The 20,390-nt window shown below is 61.4% G+C and carries 17 protein-coding genes; 6 read left to right on the top strand and 11 right to left on the bottom strand.

The genetic code is table 11. The features are described 5' to 3' along the window. Positions 1-29: 29 nt before the first annotated feature. From infB to KXR72_RS10630, 6 genes are all read left to right on the top strand, one after another. Positions 30-2,528 carry a translation initiation factor IF-2 gene (infB, locus tag KXR72_RS10655; protein WP_437421080.1) on the top strand — a complete coding sequence of 833 codons (2,499 nt, stop codon included), beginning with the start codon at positions 30-32 and terminating at the stop codon, positions 2,526-2,528. Positions 2,529-2,644: 116 nt separating this feature from the next. Continuing rightward, on the top strand, positions 2,645-3,034 hold the full coding sequence (rbfA, locus tag KXR72_RS10650; RefSeq protein ID WP_437421079.1) for a 30S ribosome-binding factor RbfA: 390 nt from the start codon (positions 2,645-2,647) through the stop codon (positions 3,032-3,034). Beyond that, positions 3,035-3,952: a tRNA pseudouridine(55) synthase TruB gene (gene truB / locus KXR72_RS10645; RefSeq protein WP_437421078.1), complete on the top strand. Its 918-nt coding sequence runs from the start codon at positions 3,035-3,037 to the stop codon at positions 3,950-3,952. 112 nt (positions 3,953-4,064) lie between these two features. Continuing rightward, the gene (gene rpsO / locus KXR72_RS10640; protein WP_437421077.1) at positions 4,065-4,334 is read left to right on the top strand and encodes a 30S ribosomal protein S15; all 270 of its coding nucleotides are present in this window, start codon (positions 4,065-4,067) and stop codon (positions 4,332-4,334) included. 168 nt (positions 4,335-4,502) lie between these two features. Further along, positions 4,503-6,608 carry a polyribonucleotide nucleotidyltransferase gene (pnp, locus tag KXR72_RS10635; RefSeq protein ID WP_437421076.1) on the top strand — a complete coding sequence of 702 codons (2,106 nt, stop codon included), beginning with the start codon at positions 4,503-4,505 and terminating at the stop codon, positions 6,606-6,608. Positions 6,609-6,916: 308 nt separating this feature from the next. Then, entirely contained in the window at positions 6,917-7,291 is a 375-nt protein-coding gene (locus KXR72_RS10630; protein WP_437421075.1) for a BON domain-containing protein, read from the top strand. A 53-nt stretch (positions 7,292-7,344) separates the two neighbouring features. On the opposite strand, the gene KXR72_RS10625 is transcribed toward KXR72_RS10630, so the two are convergent. From KXR72_RS10625 to KXR72_RS10575, 11 genes are all read right to left on the bottom strand, one after another. Continuing rightward, positions 7,345-7,653, bottom strand: coding sequence for a DUF2845 domain-containing protein (locus KXR72_RS10625; RefSeq protein WP_437421074.1), 309 nt, complete (start codon positions 7,651-7,653; stop codon positions 7,345-7,347). A 12-nt stretch (positions 7,654-7,665) separates the two neighbouring features. Next, positions 7,666-7,965, bottom strand: a complete 300-nt coding sequence (locus KXR72_RS10620) for a DUF2845 domain-containing protein (protein ID WP_437421073.1) — start codon at positions 7,963-7,965, stop codon at positions 7,666-7,668. Position 7,966: 1 nt separating this feature from the next. Beyond that, positions 7,967-10,858, bottom strand: coding sequence for a DUF748 domain-containing protein (locus KXR72_RS10615; protein ID WP_437421072.1), 2,892 nt, complete (start codon positions 10,856-10,858; stop codon positions 7,967-7,969). A gap of 186 nt (positions 10,859-11,044) precedes the next feature. After that, the gene (locus KXR72_RS10610) at positions 11,045-11,920 is read right to left on the bottom strand and encodes an oxygenase MpaB family protein (protein ID WP_437421335.1); all 876 of its coding nucleotides are present in this window, start codon (positions 11,918-11,920) and stop codon (positions 11,045-11,047) included. A gap of 78 nt (positions 11,921-11,998) precedes the next feature. Next, positions 11,999-13,663, bottom strand: a complete 1,665-nt coding sequence (gene pgi / locus KXR72_RS10605; protein ID WP_437421071.1) for a glucose-6-phosphate isomerase — start codon at positions 13,661-13,663, stop codon at positions 11,999-12,001. A gap of 357 nt (positions 13,664-14,020) precedes the next feature. Next, positions 14,021-14,401: an aspartate 1-decarboxylase gene (gene panD, locus KXR72_RS10600; RefSeq protein WP_437421070.1), complete on the bottom strand. Its 381-nt coding sequence runs from the start codon at positions 14,399-14,401 to the stop codon at positions 14,021-14,023. Between the two features lie 100 nt (positions 14,402-14,501). Further along, a complete protein-coding gene (gene panC / locus KXR72_RS10595; RefSeq protein WP_437421069.1) occupies positions 14,502-15,365 on the bottom strand; it encodes a pantoate--beta-alanine ligase in 864 nt (287 codons plus the stop codon). Continuing rightward, on the bottom strand, positions 15,362-16,162 hold the full coding sequence (gene panB / locus KXR72_RS10590) for a 3-methyl-2-oxobutanoate hydroxymethyltransferase (protein WP_437421068.1): 801 nt from the start codon (positions 16,160-16,162) through the stop codon (positions 15,362-15,364). The genes panC and panB overlap by 4 nt, the downstream gene beginning before the upstream one ends. 161 nt (positions 16,163-16,323) lie before the next feature. Then, positions 16,324-16,818 (bottom strand): 2-amino-4-hydroxy-6-hydroxymethyldihydropteridine diphosphokinase, encoded by a 495-nt coding sequence (gene folK / locus KXR72_RS10585; RefSeq protein ID WP_437421067.1) that lies wholly within the window; start codon positions 16,816-16,818, stop codon positions 16,324-16,326. After that, positions 16,819-18,213 carry a polynucleotide adenylyltransferase PcnB gene (locus KXR72_RS10580; RefSeq protein ID WP_437421066.1) on the bottom strand — a complete coding sequence of 465 codons (1,395 nt, stop codon included), beginning with the start codon at positions 18,211-18,213 and terminating at the stop codon, positions 16,819-16,821. 646 nt (positions 18,214-18,859) lie between these two features. Next, the gene (locus KXR72_RS10575; RefSeq protein ID WP_437421065.1) at positions 18,860-20,278 is read right to left on the bottom strand and encodes a sigma-54-dependent transcriptional regulator; all 1,419 of its coding nucleotides are present in this window, start codon (positions 20,276-20,278) and stop codon (positions 18,860-18,862) included. Between the last annotated feature and the right edge of the window lie 112 nt (positions 20,279-20,390).

Genomic DNA, 20,390 nt, shown 5'->3' with positions numbered 1-20,390 from the left:
GTATTCCAGCGGCCTGAGGAGAGAGATGCATGACGCAAGTCACGGTGAAAGAACTGGCCCAGGTGGTCGACACACCGGTCGAGCGCCTGCTGCAGCAGATGCGTGAGGCAGGACTGTCGCACACCAGCGCCGAGCAAGTAGTGACCGATAACGAGAAACAAGCCCTGTTGGCGCACCTCAAGAGCAGCCACGGCGCCAAGGTGGACGAGCCGCGCAAGATCACCTTGCAGCGCAAGACCACCACCAAGCTGAAGGTCGGCGGTAGCAAGACCATTAGCGTCGAAGTTCGCAAGAAGAAGACCTTCGTCAAGCGTAGCCCTGACGAGATCGAAGCAGAGAAGCAGCGGGAACTCGAGGAGCAGCGCGCAGCTGAAGAGGCTGCACGGCAGAAAGCCGCTGAGGAAGCACGTTTGCTTGCCGAGGAAGAGGCACGTCGAGAAGCTGAGCGTCGGGCGAAGGAAGACGCAGCTGCCGCAACCGCAGCGCCTGCTGCTCCTGCGCCTACGCCGGTGGCGGAGCCCGTCACGCCCGCGGCGCCTGTCGAAGAGCGCAAGAAAGAAGAGCCACGTCGCAGCGAGAAGTCCCGTAGCGATGACGACGAGCGCCGCGACCGCAAGCAGGCCCAGCATCGTCCTTCGCTCAAGAGCAAGGCGCCGTTGTCGCGCTCCGTTCGCAGTGGCGAAGACGACGCCGACGGTTTCCGTCGGGGTGGGCGCGGCAAGTCGAAGCTGAAGAAGCGCAACGCGCATGGTTTCCAGAGCCCGACCGGACCTATCGTTCGCGACGTGGCAATCGGCGAAACCATCACGGTCGCAGATCTCGCGCAGCAAATGGCGATCAAGGCTGCTGAAATCATCAAATTCATGTTCAAGATGGGCAGCCCGGTCACCATCAACCAGGTGCTGGATCAGGAAACCGCCCAGCTGATCGCTGAAGAGTTCGGTCACAAGGTCAAGCTCGTCAGCGACAACGCGCTGGAAGAACAGCTCGCCGAAATGCTGAAGTTCGAAGGTGAGGCGATCACCCGGGCGCCGGTTGTGACCGTAATGGGCCACGTCGACCACGGTAAGACCTCGCTGCTCGACTACATCCGCCGCGCCAAGGTTGCTGCGGGCGAAGCGGGTGGCATCACCCAGCACATCGGTGCCTACCACGTCGAGACCGATCGGGGCATGGTTACCTTCCTGGATACTCCTGGCCACGCGGCGTTTACCGCCATGCGCGCACGGGGAGCCCAGGCCACCGACATCGTGATCTTGGTGGTCGCTGCGGACGATGGCGTGATGCCGCAAACCATCGAGGCCATTCAGCATGCCAAGGCTGCTGGCGTGCCGCTGGTGGTTGCGGTGAACAAGATCGATAAGCCCGGTGCGGATCTCGACCGAATCCGTAGCGAGCTGTCAGTCCACGAAGTGACGTCTGAAGAGTGGGGTGGCGACACGCCGTTCGTCTCGGTCTCTGCGAAGATGGGTACTGGTGTCGACGAGTTGCTCGAAGCCGTACTGCTCCAGGCGGAAATACTCGAGCTGACTGCAACACCATCCGCACCTGGCCGCGGGGTCGTCGTCGAGTCTCGCCTGGATAAAGGTCGTGGCCCGGTGGCAACTGTGCTCGTGCAGGACGGTACGCTGCGCCAAGGCGATATGGCCCTGGTGGGCTCGAACTATGGTCGCATCCGCGCCATGCTCGACGAAAACGGCAAGCCGATCAAAGAAGCCGGTCCGTCTATTCCGGTCGAGATTCTCGGTTTGGACGGTACGCCGGATGCAGGCGATGAGCTGACCGTGCTGGCTGACGAGAAGAAGGCCCGCGAGGTTGCGCTGTTCCGCCAGGGCAAGTTCCGCGAGGTCAAGCTGGCCCGCGCTCATGCCGGCAAGCTGGAGAACATCTTCGAAAGCATGGGGCAGGAAGAGAAGAAGACGCTCAATATCGTGCTCAAAGCCGATGTGCGTGGTTCTCTGGAAGCCCTGCAGGGCTCGCTTGGTGGGCTGGGTAACGACGAAGTACAGGTTCGCGTCATCGGCGGCGGCGTCGGTGGTATCACTGAAAGTGATGCAAACCTGGCGCTAGCATCCAACGCCGTGCTGTTTGGCTTCAACGTGCGTGCCGACGCTGGTGCGCGCAAGATCGTCGAGCAGGAAGGCCTGGATCTGCGTTACTACAACGTGATCTACGACATCATCGAAGATGTCAAGAAGGCGCTCACTGGCATGCTTGGCAGCGATGTCCGGGAAAACATCCTGGGTGTGGCCGAAGTCCGGGACGTGTTCCGTTCGCCGAAATTCGGCGCTGTTGCAGGCTGCATGGTCATCGAGGGCATGGTGCACCGCAACCGTCCGATCCGCGTTCTGCGCGACGATGTGGTCATCTTCGAGGGCGAACTCGAATCGCTGCGTCGCTTCAAGGATGACGTGGCCGAAGTGCGCGCTGGAATGGAGTGCGGTATTGCGGTGAAGAGCTATAACGACGTGAAAGCTGGCGACAAGATCGAGGTGTTCGAGAAAGTCGAAGTGGCACGTTCGCTCTAAACAGCAGTTGCGGGCAGAGGCGGCAAGCGTCGAGGGGAAGCCCTGGTCGCTTGCCGTTTGCCTTTGCAGTGCATCGTTTTTCACCATTCGGCAGCTTGCTGCTCGAGGCAGATTTAATGGCCAAAGAATTCAGCCGTACCCAGCGTATCGGTGACCAGATGCAGCGCGAACTGGCGCTGCTGATTCAACGTGAAGTCAAAGACCCGCGCTTGGGGTTGGTGACGATAACCGCCGTCGAGGTCAGTCGCGACCTGTCTCACGCCAAGATTTTCATCACTGTCATGGGCAAGGATGACGATGAGGACGCGGTGAAGACCAACCTGCGGATACTGAGCGAGGCAGCGGGTTTCCTGCGCATGCAGCTGGGCAAGGCGATGAAGCTGCGCACCGTGCCGCAACTGCACTTTCACTATGACGCCAGTGTTCGTCGCGGTGTTGAACTCGCCTCGTTGATCGAGCGCGCTGTAGCGGAAGATCGCCTGCATGGCGACAAGGGAGACGAGTGAGTGGCGCAGGTCAAGCGTGTTCGCCGCGCCGTCAGCGGCATCATTCTTCTGGACAAGCCTCGCGGGTTCACGTCAAACGCAGCCCTCCAGAAGGTGCGCTGGTTGCTAAACGCCGAGAAGGCGGGGCATACCGGTAGTCTCGATCCATTGGCAACTGGCGTGCTGCCGTTGTGTTTTGGCGAGGCGACCAAGTTTTCCCAGTATTTGCTCGATGCGGACAAGGGGTACGAAACCGTTGCGCAGTTGGGCGTTACGACCACGACGGCCGATGCCGAGGGCGAGGTAATCGAACGCAAGTTGGTCGATGTCAGCGAGCAGTCGATCCAGGCGCTGCTGCCGCGCTTTCGCGGTGAGCTACAGCAAGTGCCGCCAATGTATTCGGCACTCAAGCGCGACGGCCAGCCGCTGTACAAGTTGGCGCGTGCCGGTGAAGTAGTGGAGCGCGAGCCTCGTTCTGTTACTATTGCGCGCCTGGAATTGCTGTCGCTGGACGCCGACAAGGCGCGCCTTGCGGTCACCTGCAGCAAAGGCACCTATATCCGGACTCTGGTCGAGGACATAGGCCGCGAGTTGGGTTGTGGCGCGCATGTCGCTGAGCTGCGGCGTACGCAGGCCGGGCCTTTCGATCTTGCTCAGACTGTCAGTCTCGAGACGCTCGAACAGGCGCATGCCGAGGGCGGAGCGGAGGCGGTGGACGCGTTCCTAAAGCCGGTCGACAGTGGGCTTGAGCATTGGCCGCTGTTGCAGTTCTCGGAGCATAGTGCGTTCTATTGGCTGCACGGGCAGCCGGTGCGGGCGCCAGAGGCGCCGAAGTTCGGCATGTTGCGGGTACAGGATCACAACGGTCGTTTCATCGGCATTGGTGAAGTGATCGAAGACGGGCGTATCGCACCCCGTCGATTGATTCGGTCGGAATGACCGAAGCGTTCGCTGCGTAGTAGCGTACGTCGAGGATGGCTGTTGGCAGGCACGGTCACGCCTCTTTTAAAACACGGGACTTGTCCCGGCCTGTTCAAAGAAGGAGCCCATCATGGCACTTAGCGTTGAAGAAAAAGCCCAGATCGTTAACGAGTACAAGCAAGGTGAAGGCGACACCGGTTCTCCGGAAGTGCAGGTTGCACTGCTGACCGCCAACATCAACAAGCTGCAGGATCACTTCAAGGCCAACGGCAAGGATCACCATTCCCGTCGCGGCCTGATCCGCATGGTTAACCAGCGCCGCAAGCTGCTGGATTACCTGAAAGGTAAGGACACCACTCGTTACAGCACCTTGATCGGTCGCCTGGGTCTGCGTCGCTAAGACGCGCTCGCGCTGGAAGCCGGAAGCTGGAAGCCTGAAGTTGAAAGCCGGGATACTCCCCGCAATCAGCTTCGGTCTTCCAGCTTTCGGCTTTCTTGCAGGTCGTATCGGGCCGATTCCCGAGCGTTCTGCCCATTTCCCCAAAGGCAACAAAGAGAAGGAATAACCGTGAATCCGGTAATCAAGAAATTCCAGTTCGGTCAATCGACCGTAACCCTCGAGACCGGGCGTATCGCCCGCCAGGCATCGGGCGCTGTCCTGGTATCCATCGATGATGACGTGTCTGTGTTGGTCACTGTCGTCGGCGCCAAATCGGCAGACCCAAGCAAGGGGTTCTTCCCGCTCTCGGTCCACTATCAGGAAAAGACCTACGCAGCCGGCAAGATCCCGGGCGGTTTCTTCAAGCGTGAAGCCCGCCCCTCGGAAAAAGAAACCTTGACCTCGCGCCTGATCGATCGCCCGATCCGCCCGTTGTTCCCAGAAGGTTTCCAGAACGAAGTTCAGGTGATCTGCACCGTTGTATCCACCAGTAAGAAGACCGACCCGGACATCGCCGCGATGATCGGGACGTCCGCCGCGCTGGCGATTTCCGGCATCCCGTTCAACGGCCCGATCGGTGCCGCACGCGTCGCCTTCCACCCTGAAACCGGCTACTTGCTGAACCCGACCTACGAGCAGCTCAAGGCGTCCAGCCTGGACATGGTTGTGGCTGGTACCAAGGACGCGGTACTGATGGTCGAATCCGAAGCCAAGGAGCTCACCGAAGACCAGATGCTGGGCGCCGTGCTGTTCGCTCACGACGAGTTCCAGACTGTCATCCAGGCCGTCAACGAGCTGGCCGCCGAAGCGGCGAAGCCGACCTGGGAGTGGGCTCCGAAGGCTGAGAACACCGAGCTTCTGAACTCCATCCGCAGCGAGTTTGGCGAAGCCATTTCCCAGGCTTATACCATCATCGTCAAGCAGGATCGCTACACCCGTCTGGGTGAGCTGCGTGACCAGGTCGTGGCCAAGTTTGCCCGTGAAGAAGGCCAGCCTACGGCCTCCGAGGTCAAGGATGCTTTCGGCGAGATTGAATACCGCACCGTTCGCGAAAACATCGTAAACGGCAAGCCGCGCATCGACGGACGCGACAACCGTACCGTGCGTCCGCTGAACATCGAAGTCGGTGTACTGCCGAAGACCCATGGCTCGGCACTGTTCACCCGTGGCGAAACCCAGGCGCTGGTCGTTGCGACCCTGGGTACCGCTCGGGACGCTCAACTGCTCGACACGCTGGAAGGCGAGAAGAAGGACGCCTTCATGCTGCACTACAATTTCCCGCCCTATTCGGTAGGTGAGTGCGGCCGTATGGGCGCGACCGGTCGTCGTGAAATTGGCCATGGCCGCCTTGCCCGTCGTGGTGTGGCAGCCATGCTGCCGAACGCCAACGATTTCCCGTACACCATTCGCGTAGTGTCCGAAATCACGGAGTCGAACGGCTCTAGCTCCATGGCTTCGGTTTGTGGTGCATCGCTGGCTCTGATGGACGCGGGTGTGCCGATGAAGGCGCCTGTTGCGGGTATCGCTATGGGGCTGGTGAAGGAGGGCGACAAGTTCGCTGTTCTGACCGACATCCTGGGCGACGAAGATCATCTCGGCGATATGGACTTCAAGGTTGCCGGTACCGTCAATGGCGTCACGGCGCTGCAGATGGACATCAAGATTCAGGGCATCACCGAGGAGATCATGGAGATCGCCCTGGGCCAAGCCCTCGAAGCCCGCCAGAACATTCTCGGGCAGATGAACCAAGTCATCGCGCAGTCGCGCAGCGAGCTGTCGGCGAACGCGCCGACAATGATCGCGATGAAGATCGACCAAGACAAGATTCGTGACGTCATCGGCAAGGGTGGCGCAACGATCCGCAGCATCTGCGAGGAAACCAACGCGTCGATCGACATCGAGGACGATGGGTCCATCAAGATCTTTGGTGAAACCAAGGAAGCAGCGGAAGCAGCCAGGCAGCGTGTGCTCGGTATCACCGCTGAAGCCGAAGTCGGCAAGATCTACGTGGGCAAGGTCGAGCGAATCGTCGATTTCGGCGCCTTCGTGAACATTCTGCCGGGCAAGGATGGTCTGGTGCATATCTCGATGCTGAGCGACCAGCGCGTGGAGAAGGTTACCGACGTGTTGAAAGAAGGTCAGGAAGTGAAGGTGCTGGTATTGGACGTGGACAACCGCGGCCGCATCAAGCTGTCCATCAAGGACGTCGCCGCTGCGGAAGCGTCGGGCGCCTAAGCTGTTACGCCTGATCGCCCGCCCACGGCGGGGAACGGTATGAAAGGCCCGCATCGAAAGATGCGGGTTTTTTTTGAGTCAGAAAAGATAGGAGATGGGCGTACCGAACCGAACGGTACCATGCAGAATGCATGCTCTAAATCGCCGTAACTTGCATCATGCTAGTGGCGCATAGCTAGTTATTGTTATTAAGATATTGATTTTGATGGTTTTTTATTTCAGCGAAACGTGGCACGCCGGTTGCGATAAGAAGTATGCAACTGCGGTCGGAGTCAAGCCGCAGCCCATACGAAAACAGGAGTGCCACTATGAAAACGATCCAGAACTCGCTTACCGCCGTCGCTGTTGCCGCTGCTCTGAGCTTGCCATTCGCCGGCGCTGCCCTCGCAGATGAAGCCCCGGCTTGGGATAAGACAGACACCGTTATGCTGGCCGCCAATGACAAGATGGATCAGGCAGCGGACGCAACCTCCGATACCTGGATCACCACCAAAGTGAAGTCGACCCTTCTTGCCGAAGACGCAACTCCCGGCATGGATATCGAAGTGGAAACCAAAAATGGTGTCGTGTCGCTATCCGGCACTGTGGCCACCGAGGCTGAGCGCGAAGCTGCGATCAGCAAAGCCAAGTCTATCGAAGGCGTTCGCGAGGTCGCTGCTGACGGCCTCAAAGCGGCCGACTAAGTTCTAGCGGTGCCTTCCAGAACCCCACCTTGCGTGGGGTTCTTCGTTTCTGCTCAGCGCCCGCGCTGGCTTTCGATGTCCTGCAGGCGATTTCCTTCGAAGCGTAGGTAGTGATACATCCCGTTGCTCGGCCCGTAGGTCCATTCCTCAACCTGCACCTCTTGGCGGAATCCCTGTTCGTCGACGCGTTCCTTGAGGCCGATGATGGCAGCATCCGCTGGGTTGCCACACTTGCTCCGAACCTCACTGGTCGAGGCGCCCACGCTGACCAAGGTGCTGTTGCAGCGGTAGGTGGATGACGCCAGCGCCGGCTCGGCGAGCAATAGCGTGCCCAGCAGGGCGAGTGTGTATCCAGGTTTCATGTGGGTTCCTTCTCAGCGCGAGCGGCGCGATTCAATGTTAGTGAGGCGGTTGCCCTGGAACGTCAGGATCTTCAGCGCCCCATTACGCGGTCCATATACCCATTCCTCGATCAACAGCTCCTCCCGGCCATGCGGCCCCAGGGTGTAGCCGAGGACATCGCGTTGAACGGGAGGGCCGCATCGGCGTTCGACTTCGAAGGCGCGGTCACCGGTGTTAACCAGTTGACTACCGCAGCGTAGCGTCTCGGCCGAGGCCATCGGGAGGGCCAGTATGCAGCAGGCTGGCCAGGCGTAGCGAGTAGTCCATCTCATCTCATTCCGCTCCAAGATGCAGGGTGGTGGGAACCATGCCGTTATCCCCGGCTTCAGTGATGCCCGTGTCGAGCAGGTACAACCGGGCATCTGCGAGCCCAGCCTGGTCGACCAAATAATCCTTGATTGCGCTGGCGCGTTCACGGCTCAGGCGGCGTAGCAGGGCTGGGCTGTCAGCCCGGCTAGCCAGTATCGCTTCGCGCATACGAGCGCTGCGGGCCGCTTCGTCGAGTTCGGCCCATTCTGCCGGCGGCTGCTGTTTCAAACGGCTTCGGTAGATTCCTTCGAGCAGCGCCGGTTTGCTGTCTTCGCTGACTTGGAGTTCGGCGGGGTCGGCAGGCACGGTTTCGCCGCTGCGCTGCAGCATGTTGTATTGGGTTTGCTGGTATTCGCGCGTCAGCCATTGCTCGGCCAGTAGCGGTCCATCCATCTCCGGTGAGCTCTGACCTTCGATCTCCAGGCGCAATACAGGGCGTTCGTTAAGTGCCCGGCCAAGCGTGTCCAGGTTCGAGCGGGCTTCTTGGCTCAGTTCGCTACTGCCGGGTGCGAAACGCACCTTGTCCAGATCGGCCTGCTTACCGCCGACAAGGCCGCCGAGAAACCTGAAGGGTGCCTTCGCTGCACGGGTGACCAGATTGCGTAGCGTCTGCCAGACGATCGGCATGACATCGAATTCGGGGTTGTTGAGGTTGCCCTGCACCGGTAGCTCCAGCGCGATCGTGCCTTTGCTGTCTTTCAGCAACGCCACTGCGAGGCGTATTGGCAGGTCCACGGCCTGTGGGCTGTCGACCTTTTCCCCTAGCTGCAGCTGCTGCAGCACGACTTTGTTTTCCGCATTCAGTTGACCTTGGTTGATCCGGTAATGCAGATCCAGATCCATGCGGCCCTTGCGGATGCGGTAGCCGGCGAACTTGCTGGAATAGGGTGACAGCGTGGTCAGCTCGACCTGCCGGAAGCTGGTGGCCAGATCCAGGCTCTGCAAGGGGTCAAAGGGCGTAAGGCTGCCCTTGATGGTGACCGGTGCGTAACGGTCGACCTTTCCGTTGACGTTCACCGAGGCCGGCTGTTGTTGCCGGTTGTCCAGCGTGCCGACCGAGCCATTGAGTTGCTGGACGGCAGTGATGAAGGGCGGTCGCAGGCTCAGATCGGAAAAGTTGGCTGACCCGTCTTCGATGCTGATGCCGCCGATACGGATCGCCAACGGAGCGGTGTCGCCTTCGCGGGCATCGCTGCCGGCGCCATTGGCAGCTGGTTTGTCGACGAGCAGATCATTGATGTTGGTCGTCAGGTCGGGGTTGATGATGAAGCGCGCGTAAGGCTGGGCCAGTGCAACCTGGCCTATTTCCAGCCTCTGGGGGTGGCGGTAGTGAATCCCGTCAAGATGCAGCCGTTGCCACTTCAGCAGGTCACGGTTGTTGATGGTGTCGAGGGCGTGCAGTTGGGTCACGTCAGCACTGCCGCTGGCTTCGAACGTAAGCGGGTCGGTACTCGAGAGCGCCAGGTCGAGTTGGCTGGACAGGAGCCCGCTTCGCAGTTCGAGGTGGACGAAGGGACTGAGATAGGCCTGGGCAGTCCTCAGGTCGATATCTTGCGTTTCGATCGAAAGGGTCCCGCTGGCGGGCGACAGTTGGAGGCGGCCCTCGGCCAACAGCGTTCCACGGTTTCCAACGCCCGCTTCGAGCCGAAGGCCGAAAGGCTGCTTGCCCAGGCTGTCGAAGTTGTAAATGTGGAGGCCAAGCGGACCCACGTCGAGCGTTACGGCTTGCTCAGGCACCTTATCCGTCAGGTGAAGGCGATAGTCGCGCAGTTCGCCGTCCCTGACCACGACTTGCCATGGTTGGGCTTGTGCGGCGCCGGGCTCCGCAGCTGTTGCGTCGCTTGGCGTATCTTCGGCCGGTGAGGCGAAGAGCTCGAGCCAGTCTATGCGTCCATTCTCGTTCCGGCTCGCCCAGGCTTCCAGGTTGCGGCTGCGCAGTGTACCGATCACTGCGCGTCGGGCCGCCAGATCAAGCGAGGCTTCGCTGATGCTCAGCGCGTCGAGCGTCATCAGTGGATCGCCAGCCTGTGTGGCGAACTCGAGAGAGCCGAGTTGCAATTCCAGGTTGCTCAGCATCAGCTCGGTGCCCTGGGAAAGGTCGAGCTGATAGTCGCTCCCGATGCTAGCGCGGCCTTGCTGGAGTTTCAGCGGTACGGCGTTTTGCGCGTAGGCCCAGAGATCCTTCAAAGCCAAGTTGTGGATTTCCAGATGCCCCGATGAGCTGATCGGAGCCGGATTGAGCTGCCCTTTCCATTCGATGCGCGCCCCGCTGGGGCCGGCAGCAACGAGGGTGGCGTTCGCGGCGGCGTCGCTACGCGTGGCGAAATTACGCAGCTCGAAGTCCAGCGAGTCGAGCAGGATATCCACCGGTTCGTCCGGCCTGGCGTCGGCAAAGTGGAGCCGGCCTTGCATCAGAACGAGCCGATCGACCTGCAGTGCAAACGGCTCCTGGTCATCGCGGGGCGGCGAATCAGATGGGGGTATGTCGAATAAGGTGCTGAGGTTGAGCGTGCCGTTTTCGTCGAAGCGCACCTCGCTCTGCAGCCCGGTCAGCTCGGTGTCGGCGATTTGCAGGGCGCGACGCCACAGGCTGCTCCACATGACGTCGAGGTATAGATGATCGAAGCCGATCTGCTCTTTTCCCTGCTCGCCGATGCGAAGGCCGAACAACCACAGCTCTAGGCTGAACGGGTTCAATTCGATTCGCTGTAGGTGCGCCGGAACTGTCGCGTATTGCCCCAGCTGTTGGTTGGCCACGCGCTGTGCGACGCCGGGCAGAATGAGAAAGCCGAGCAGGCAGTAACAGACCAGTGCCATGACCGCGCCGAGGAGGGCGCGTTTCAGTCCTTTGGGCATACGATGCGGATTTCCAGGCAGTTGACTGGCCTTGGAGTATGTCACGAGTGCCGGGTTCCTCCGCATCGTCATCCGCCACGCTTTGCTTGAGAGGTCGATGGGCGTGTCCGACAGGACCGTCAGTGGCGAGCGTCGGAGGAGGTTCCAGGCTTAGCTGGTCGCGGTTAGCGGCCTGGCTTTCGGTCATTAGTGGGCAGGCCGTTCCATGCGCCTGCGCGCCCGATGCGCTGAGCCGTTGCGCACCGCCCAGCGCAGAACCGGGGCCGTGCTCCGCACGCCTACCCGGATCGCCTGGCGGGTGACGGGGTGCTGATGCAAGCCAAGCATTTCACGGGCCCAGTCGGGCAGCAGCTCCACGCCGGCGCGCATCATCAGCGCACCGAAGGGACGGGCCAGGGCACTGGGCGCTGGTGCCGTGAATAGAATCCGCACGATCTCTCGGGAGCGGTCATCGCAACGGAGGCTAGGCCGTATGTCCTGTAGGTACCGTGCGACGGCATCGCGCGAACGCGGCACGTTCCGTGCGCCCAGCGCCTCGGCGACCTGCGCGACTTCGCTGTAGTAGCGGTCCTGTTCATCGCCCGGCAGCGCCGGGTTGAGGTAGCGCAGGTGTGCCTCGAGAAAGTTGCTCACTTCGGCGACATGGACCCAAGTGAGCAGGTCCGGATCGTACGCTGCGTAAGGGCGGCCATCCGGCGCTTGCCCGATGACCTTGAGGTGAATCGTCCGCACACGCTCGATCAGGCGCTGTGCGTCGGCCCGGCTGCCAAAGGTCGTGCCTGAAATGAACTGCCCGGTTCGACGCAGCCGCCCGAGCAGGTCCTCCCGAAAATTCGAGTGGTCCCAGACGCCGGCCAACGCCAGCGGGTGCAGGGCCTGCAGCAACAGCGCGGCGATACCACCGACCATCATCGACGTGAAGTCCCCATGGACGCGCCAGCATACCGAATCAGGCCCGAACAAGCCGGGGTCGCCCGGTGGGTTCTCGTAGTCCACGCCACCGATCGCCAGGCCAGTGAGGCTCATGACCTGGGCTTCGATGGTGCGGCGTAGGGCTTCCATAGCGGGAAAGGGCTGCGTTAGGCCAGCGATGCCGACCTGTCCGGTTGGCAGGTCGGATATGCTCAAGCGGCCAAAGCGTCAGCCGCGATGACGGCCACGGAAGAAGTCGATGAGCCCTTGGGTCGAAGCGTCCTCGGCTGGCGGCGCATCGAAGCTGGTCATCTGACCATAGACGGCCTTGCCAAGCTCTTTGCCGAGCTCCACACCCCACTGGTCGAACGAATTGATGCCCCAGATAACGCCTTGCACGAATACCTTGTGTTCGTAGAGCGCAATCAGCGCCCCGAGGCGGCCGGGGCTGATGGTTTCCATGACGAGCGTGTTGCTGGGGCGGTTCCCCGGGATCACCTTGTGCGGTGCCAGGCGCTCGATTTCGGGTTCGCTCAGGCCTTTGGCGCGCAGCTCGGCCTCGGCTTCGCTGCGGGTCTTGCCCAGCATCAGTGCCTGGCTCTGCGACAGGCAATTGGCATAGAGCCACTCGTGGTGATCGGCGACGGGATTATGGCTGACCACTGGCACGATGAAGTCGGCAGGGATCAGCGGGGTGCCCTGGTGCAGCAACTGGTGGTAGGCATGCTGGCCGTTGGCGCCGACCCCGCCCCAGATCACCGGGCCGGTGTTGCAGGACACGGGCGTACCGTCCTGGCGGACGCTCTTGCCGTTGGACTCCATGTCCATCTGCTGCAGGTGTTTGACGAAGTTGCGCAGGTAGTGGTCATAGGGCAGGAAGGCGTAGCTCTGCGCGCCCCAAAAATTGTGGTACCAGACCCCAAGCATGGCCAGCAGGACGGGCATGTTGCTTTCGAAGGGCTCGCTCAGAAAGTGCTGGTCCATGCTGTAGGCGCCGGATAGCAGGTCCTTGAAGTTGGACATGCCGATGGCCAGGGCGATGGGCAGGCCGATCGCCGACCACAGCGAGTAGCGTCCGCCGACCCAGTCCCACATGGGGAATATGTTTTTCTCGCGGATCCCAAACTCGATCGCGGCCTGCTTGTTGCTGGTCACCGCGATGAAGTGGCGGTAGAGCTTCTCTTCGGTGCCGCCCTTGCCGAGGTACCAGTTGCGCGCGGCCTGTGCATTCTTCAGCGTCTCAAGCGTGCCGAAGGTCTTGCTGGAGATGATGAACAGCGTGGTCTCGACGTTGAGCTTGGCGGTCACCTCGCGGAACTCGCTGCCGTCGATATTCGCCAGGTAGTGCGTCCGCACGCCGTGCTGGGTAAAGGGCAGCAGTGCCTCGGAGACCAGCTGCGGGCCGAGAAACGAACCACCGATGCCGATGTTCACGACGTCGGTAATGGTTTTGTCGCTGAAGCCTCGCCAGAGGTTGTTATGGATCCGGGTAACGATGTCCGTCATCTGCGCCAGCGCAGCGTGCACGTCGCGCATGACGTTTTGCCCATCGACGAGCACAGAATCACCCATCGGCCTGCGCAGCGCGGTGTGCAGCACAGGGCGCTTCTCTGAAGCATTGATTTGTTCGCCCTCGAACATCGCGCGGGCAGCCTGCTCGACACCGGCCTCGCGCGCGAGGTTGACCAGCAGGGTACGGGTCTCGGCGGTGATCAGGTTCTTGGAGTAGTCAAGGAACAGGCCGCAGCAGGACGCCGACAGTTCGTCGAAGCGTTTCGGGTCGGCTTTGAAGGCTTCGCGCATGCTGAAATTCTGCATGCTCAGGCGATGTTCTTCTAAGGCCTTCCAGGACGACAGGCCGGTAGCATCGAGAGGGGTCTGGTAATAGCTCATGGTGGTGCGGCTTCCTTTGCTTGGCGGACTGGCTATGGCGCGCATGCGCACGGGTGGCATGGCAACTGGATGCAGTCACCGACAATCATTCGATCTTGCTGGCACGCTGGCGTTCTTCCTGAAGCGGCAGGCACGTACCGCTGCGGTGAGACCGAAGCGGCCGCGGCGCATCCAGCGCCGCCGAACTGGTCAGACTGGAAAAACGCCGGGGTGTTCCGAAGCGCAAGCGCGGCGTTCGAGCCTGGTCAGGGCGCAGGGTGGGACCATTGCAGATTTGCCCGGCTCCTGGGAAGCCCGCAGGGACAAAAAAGCCCGCGACACGGTGGTGTGGCGGGCTTGGGTATTTCTCTATACCGGTCAGGCGACCTGCACCGGGATGGCGTTACTGGTATGGCTGAGCTCGCCGTCGGCCCCCATATAAAGGACGTGTGGCTTGAAGTTTGCCAGTTCCGCCTCGCTGTAATGTGCGTAGGCGCAGATGATCAAGCGATGCCCGACACCAGCCTTGTGGGCCGCGGCGCCGTTGACGGAGATGATTCGGGAGCCTTCCTCGCCGCGGATGGCGTAGGTGGTGAAGCGTTCGCCGTTATCGACGTTGTAGATCTGGATCTGCTCGTACTCGCGAATGCCGGCGAGGTCGAGCCAGTCACCGTCGATGGCGCATGAGCCCTCGTAATCCAGCACCGAGTGGGTCACCTGGGCGCGGTGCAGTTTGGCCTTGAGCATGATGGCGTGCATGGCGGGGTCCTCCGGGTGCGCAAGCGGCGCAGAGTGTGCCCGAACCCCGGGGTGCGATCAATACCGGGGTCGGACAGTCTGGTACCGGTTTTACCGCAGTTCAGGGCGTCGCCGATGGCGCCTCGACCAGCAGGTTATCGATCAGTCGGGTCTTGCCCAGGAAGGCAGCCGCCAGGATCACCAGCTCGCCGTGGCTGCCGTCTGCAGGTTGCAGGTCCAGCGCATTGCGAATTTCCAGGTAATCGGGCCGCAGACCTGCCGCCAATAGGCCATCCGTGCCGGACGCCAGTAGCGCGGCGAAATCGCGCTCGCCCTGTCGGATGGCGTCGGCGATCGTTACCAGTGTGCGGTGCAGCGTCGGCGCAACGGCCCGCTCCTGAGTGCTCAGGTAGCCGTTACGTGAGGAGAGTGCGAGACCGTCCTCGGCCCTTACGATGGGCTCGCCGATGATCTGGATCGGCATGTTCAGGTCGCGCACCATGGTGCGGATGACGGCCAGTTGCTGGAAATCCTTCTCGCCAAACACGGCAAGGTCCGGCAATACCATGTTGAACAGCTTGCTGACGACCGTGGAGACACCGTCGAAGTGGCCCGGGCGGCTGCCGCCGCAAAGCCCTTCGGACACGCCGGGTACGCGAACAATGGTCTGCAGCGCCTGGCCGTTGGGGTACATCTCCTCGACACTTGGCGCGAACAGTAGGTGGCAACCGGCTTCGACGAGCTTTTCCTGATCGGCCGCGAGGGTGCGCGGGTAGCTTGCCAGGTCTTCGTTGGGCCCGAACTGCAGTGGGTTGACGAAGATGCTCGCGACGACGAACTCGGCACGCTGGCCGGCCTTTTTCACCAGGGCGATATGCCCGGCGTGCAGGTTGCCCATTGTCGGCACGAAGCCGATGCGCTTTCCTTCCCTGCGCGCGCGCGATACCGCCGCGCGCAGGTCAGCTATTGTCCTGACCACGTTCATGCTGAAAATCCGTGTTCGACCGCAGGGAATTCGACGGCCTTGACCGCCTTGACGTAGGCCGCGATGGCTGAGGGAATGTCACCGTGCTCGGACATGAAGTTCTTGACGAACTTGGGCGCGCGGCCGGTCAGTGAAAGGCCGAGCATGTCGTGCAGGACCAGCACCTGGCCATCCGTAGCGCTACCGGCACCAATGCCGATCACCGGCACGCTGACAGCCTGGGTGAGGCGCTCGGCCAGCTCGCTGGGCACGCATTCGAGCAGCAGCATGGCGGCGCCGGCTGCTTCGAGCGCCTTAGCATCTTCGATCATACGTTGTGCCTGCGCTTCCTGGCGGCCCTGCACCTTGTATCCGCCGAACAGGTTGACTGCCTGTGGCGTTAACCCCATGTGCGCGCAGACGGGGATGCCGCGCTCGGCCAGCAGCGAGATCGACTCGGCCAGCCAGGCAGCGCCTTCCACCTTGATCATGTGGGCCCCGGCTTTCATGAGCTGAGCCGAGTTGTCCAATGTTTGCTCGACTGTCGCGTTCGCCATGAATGGCAGGTCGGCGACAATCATGGCGCCGCGATTGCCGCGTTTGACGCAGGCCGTGTGGTAGGCCATTTCGTCGACCGAAACGGGAAGCGTGCTGTCATGGCCCTGCAGCACCATGCCGAGGGAGTCGCCGATCAGCAGCATTTCTACACCGGCTTCGCTGGCGGTTTTGGCAAAGGTGGCGTCATAGCAGGTGAGCATGACGATTTTCTCGCCCTTTTGCTTGAGGCCTTGCAGGGTTGTCAGGGTTACGTCTGGCATGAATGCCGTCCTCCTAGAGCCTCTCGAGTAGCCATGCTGCACCGGCAGCGGGCGGCTTGCCCTATTTGAATGCGTGCCGGCGGCGGGCCGCTATAGTCCCGATGGCGGCAGGCTAAGTCAATCGGCAGTGTTACCGGCAGGTGACGCCTGTTACCCAAGCGTTACAGCGGCGTCTCGAGTCGCTCGAGCCCAGTGAATGGGCAATTGGCGAGCAGGTCTGCCAGAAGCCGACCGTCCGCCAGGCGCAAGTCAGGCGGCGCGATTTCGGCGAGTGGATACAGGACGAACGCGCGAGCCTGAATATGGTAGTGCGGCACCTTCAGACGAGATTCATCGATCAGACGGTCGCCGAACAGCAGGATGTCCAGATCCAACGTGCGCGGCCCCCAGCGCTCGGCCTTGCGCTGACGTCCTTGCGTGGCTTCGATGGCTTGCAGGGCATCCAGCAGTTCAATCGGCTGCAATGTCGTGTCGAGCGCGGCCGCAGCATTGTTGTAGCGTGGTTGGTCAGGTGGGCCCAGCGGATCGCTTAGGTATAGCGACGAGACGGCCGCTAGCCTCGTTCGGGGGAGCAGGGTCAGGGCCTCGAGCGCGGCGCGCAATTGCTGGCGGGGCTCGGCCAGATTGCTGCCAAGACCGATGTAGGCGCGCTCCATTCAGTCAGCAGGCGCCGGCGCGCCGTCGTTCGGGCCGGACTTACGGCGGTTGTTGCGGCGGCGCTTGCGCGGAGCTGCACCACCTTCCTTGTTACCCAGCCCGCGGATCATCGCGCGGCGTTCACTTTCGTTGGCCTCCTGGTAATCGGTCCACCAGTCGCCAAGCCCTCCGGTTTCTTCGCCTGCGCTTTCGCGCAACAGCAGAAAGTCGTAGCCAGCACGGAACCTGGGGTTATCCAGCAATTGGTCGGCCCTGCGCCCTTGGCGACGCGGGAGGCGCTCTTGCATGTCCCATATCTCGCGCATCGGCATGCTGAATCGCTTGGGGATTGCGGTGCGCTGGCACTGCTCCCACACGATGTCGTGTGCAGCTTCCTGCATGGCCGGAATCGGCGGCAGGCCGCGCGCCTGGATTTCGGCAGCCCGAGCCGGTAGTGCCGGCCACAGCAGCGCGGCGAAGAGAAACGCCGGGGTGACTGGTTTGCCCTGGGCGATCCGCTGGTCGGTATTGGCCAGGGCGTTGCGGATCAGCGTGCCGGCGTAGTCTGGATCATCTTCCAGCGCGGCGGCGCTGGCGGGAAATAACGGAGCGAAGAGATCGAACTCCATCAAGAGGTCGAACGTGCGCTCCGCCTTGCCGGACAAGAACAACTTGATGACCTCGTCGAACAGCCGTGCGGCGGGAACATCATCAAGCAGGTCTGCCAGGTCGGCGATCGGTTCGGCGCTGTGCTTCTCGATCTCGAAATCGAGTTTGGCAGCGAAGCGCACCGCCCTGAGCATGCGCACCGGGTCTTCCTGATAGCGTTGCTCGGGGTCGCCGATCAGGCGGATCAAGCGGTTGCGAATGTCATGGACGCCATGGGTATGGTCCAGCACGCGTTCGGTCGAGGGATCGTAATAAAGCGCGTTGATGGTGAAGTCGCGGCGCTGGGCATCGTCTTCAAGCGTGCCGTAGACGTTGTCGCGCAGGATGCGGCCGCTCTCGTTGCGTGCCGACAGGTGGCTGTCCTCGTCCTCGTCGCTTTCTGGGTGGTTTGCACGGAAGGTCGCCACCTCGATGATTTCTCGTCCGAAGTGCACATGGACCAGTTTGAAACGGCGCCCGATCACCCGTGCATTACGGAACTCGGCACGAACCTGCTCAGGTGTGGCGCTGGTCGCTACGTCGTAATCCTTGGGTTCGAGGTCGAGCATCAAGTCGCGTACACAGCCACCGACGACGTAAGCCTGGTAGCCGGCCTGCTGAAGTCGCTCGACAACGCTGACGGCGTGCCGGCTGAAATCGTTGCGGTGCAGCGAATGCTGCCGGCTGGACAGTATTTCGGGTGTGCGGCGAGGATGCGGGAAGCGGCGCAGGGGAGAACGAAAAGACTGGAACAGCTTTTTCAGCATGAGAGGCACTGTGTGGCGAAAGGTGATGTGATGCAGCGAAAAGCCACGAAACGAGCGAGGATTCTAGCACCGGGTGCCGGGATGGTGAACGAAGCGCGGGGAGGTGTCAAAACGACAGCGGCCATATAGCACAAGGGGGAGCCGAAGCTCCCCCTTTCAAATGATGTCGCGTGCTTTTTTGTTATTAGTATTTCGGGCGTGTTGTTTTTGTTTGATCACCCGTTCCCGTCAGCCATCGCTTCGGGGAATCGCTCCTACGTTGGGAGCAAAGAGCAAACGGATTTCTTTGGTCGCTGATCTGCCTCGTTCCATCCAGTACAGGCACTGCTCTAGCAGCTTTTATTGTTCTCGGCCTGGTGGTGGGGCAAAACACCCCGTTGGGCACATCCTCTCCAAAAGAATCAGTTAGCTACGCCTCCGCCTTCTTGTCGTTGTTTTGCTGGAGCCGGTACGTCTTGTTCTTATTGTGGGTCTGCTTGTTATTGTTGTTGTGCCAGATATAAAGCACTTGCCGTGCCAGGTTTTAAATATCGTTATTTTTCAAGTGTTTATGGTTTTGTACCAATCAGCTGCCCATAAAAAACCGGGTTCCCGTTACCGATGAACCCGGTTTTTGTTACGGCTGGGTAGTGAAGGTAACAACTCACTACCCAGCCGCGCTCGACTTGCGCCGTGGGATACCCAGGCGCTGGCGGCGCTCCCACAGGCATTTGCGGCTGATGCCGAGCTTGCGGGCCAGCTCGGTTTCCGTCATGTGGTCCTGATGCTCCAATACGAAGTGCTGGAAATAGTCTTCCAGCGAGAGATCCTCGGTGGGTTCATTGCCGCTCGACACGACCCCAGGCGGCGTGCAGTTATCGTCGAAGTCGTCCTCCAGCTCATCGAGTTCCACATCGATACCGAGCAGGTCCGCACTGATTTCGGCGCTGTCGCTGAGGATTGCGGCGCGCTCGATGGCGTTTTCCAATTCACGCACGTTACCGGGCCAGGCATACAGGCGAACGGCTTGCTCGGCTTCGCGGGAAAAGTGCAGCGGCTCGCCACCGATGCGCTCGCACTGGCGTGCCAGAAAGGCCCGTGCGATCTCGAGTACATCGCTGCCACGCTCGCGCAGCGGCGGCAGTTTCAGCGCAATGACGTGGAGACGGTAATAGAGGTCTTCGCGAAATTGGCCAGTCTTGGCCAACGTTTTCAGGTCCCGGTGCGTCGCGGCGATGAGTCGGACATCGACCTTTTGTGATTGCGTCGAACCCACTCGGCGTATTTCGCCTTCCTGCAGAACGCGAAGCAGTCGGGCCTGGGCTTCGAGGGGCAGCTCGCCGATCTCATCGAGGAAGAGGGTGCCGCCGTCGGCCGCTTCGACAAGTCCGGCGCGGCCGGCATTGGCACCGGTAAAGGCGCCTTTTTCGTGGCCGAACAGCTCGGATTCGATCAGGGTTTCCGGGATTGCTGCGCAGTTGACCGAAATCATCGGCGCCTTGGCGCGCCGGGACAGGTTATGCAGCGCGCGCGCGACGAGTTCCTTGCCCGTCCCGGATTCGCCCTGGATGAGCACGTTCGAATCGGTCGGTGCGACCTTGCGAATCTTGCCGAACAGCTCCTGCATGGGGGCGCACTGGCCGATGATACCGATCCCGGTGTCACTGTTACCGGGTATTGCGGGGCTGGTGTTACCGGTCACGCGGGGCGTGGCTGCCGGCGTTGTCACAGCCTGCTCGTGGTCGCTGATGATGCGTGCCACCGTCTGCAGCATCTCGTCATGGTCGAAGGGCTTGGCGATGTAGTCCACCGCGCCGAGCTTCATCGAGTCCACTGCCGAGCGCAGGCTGGCATAGCTGGTCATGATCAACACCGGCGTGCCCTCGGCGAGCTTGATTAGCTCGGTGCCGGGCGCGCCGGGCAGGCGCAGGTCGCTGACGATGAGGTCGAAGCCCTGAATGCTGAAACGCTCCTGCGCTTCCTGAACGGAACCGGCCTCGCTGACCTGGTACTGGTTTCGTTCGAGGAGACGGCGCAGGGCTGAACGGATGATGGTTTCGTCTTCGACGATCAGAATGTGTGGCATCTGTACTCTCTCGACGGGTTGAGGCTGCTGCGGGCAGTGGCGGGCAGTGCGCCTGCTCGGCAGCGGTCGTGCATCGGCATGGCAGTCGCCCGGTGGGGGCGCCGGGTGCGCT

The organism is Stutzerimonas chloritidismutans (genome assembly GCF_051486945.1).
Lineage (GTDB): Bacteria > Pseudomonadota > Gammaproteobacteria > Pseudomonadales > Pseudomonadaceae > Stutzerimonas > Stutzerimonas chloritidismutans_B.
Note: the sequence above shows the minus strand (reverse complement) of the source record. Positions and strands in the feature narration are given on the sequence as shown.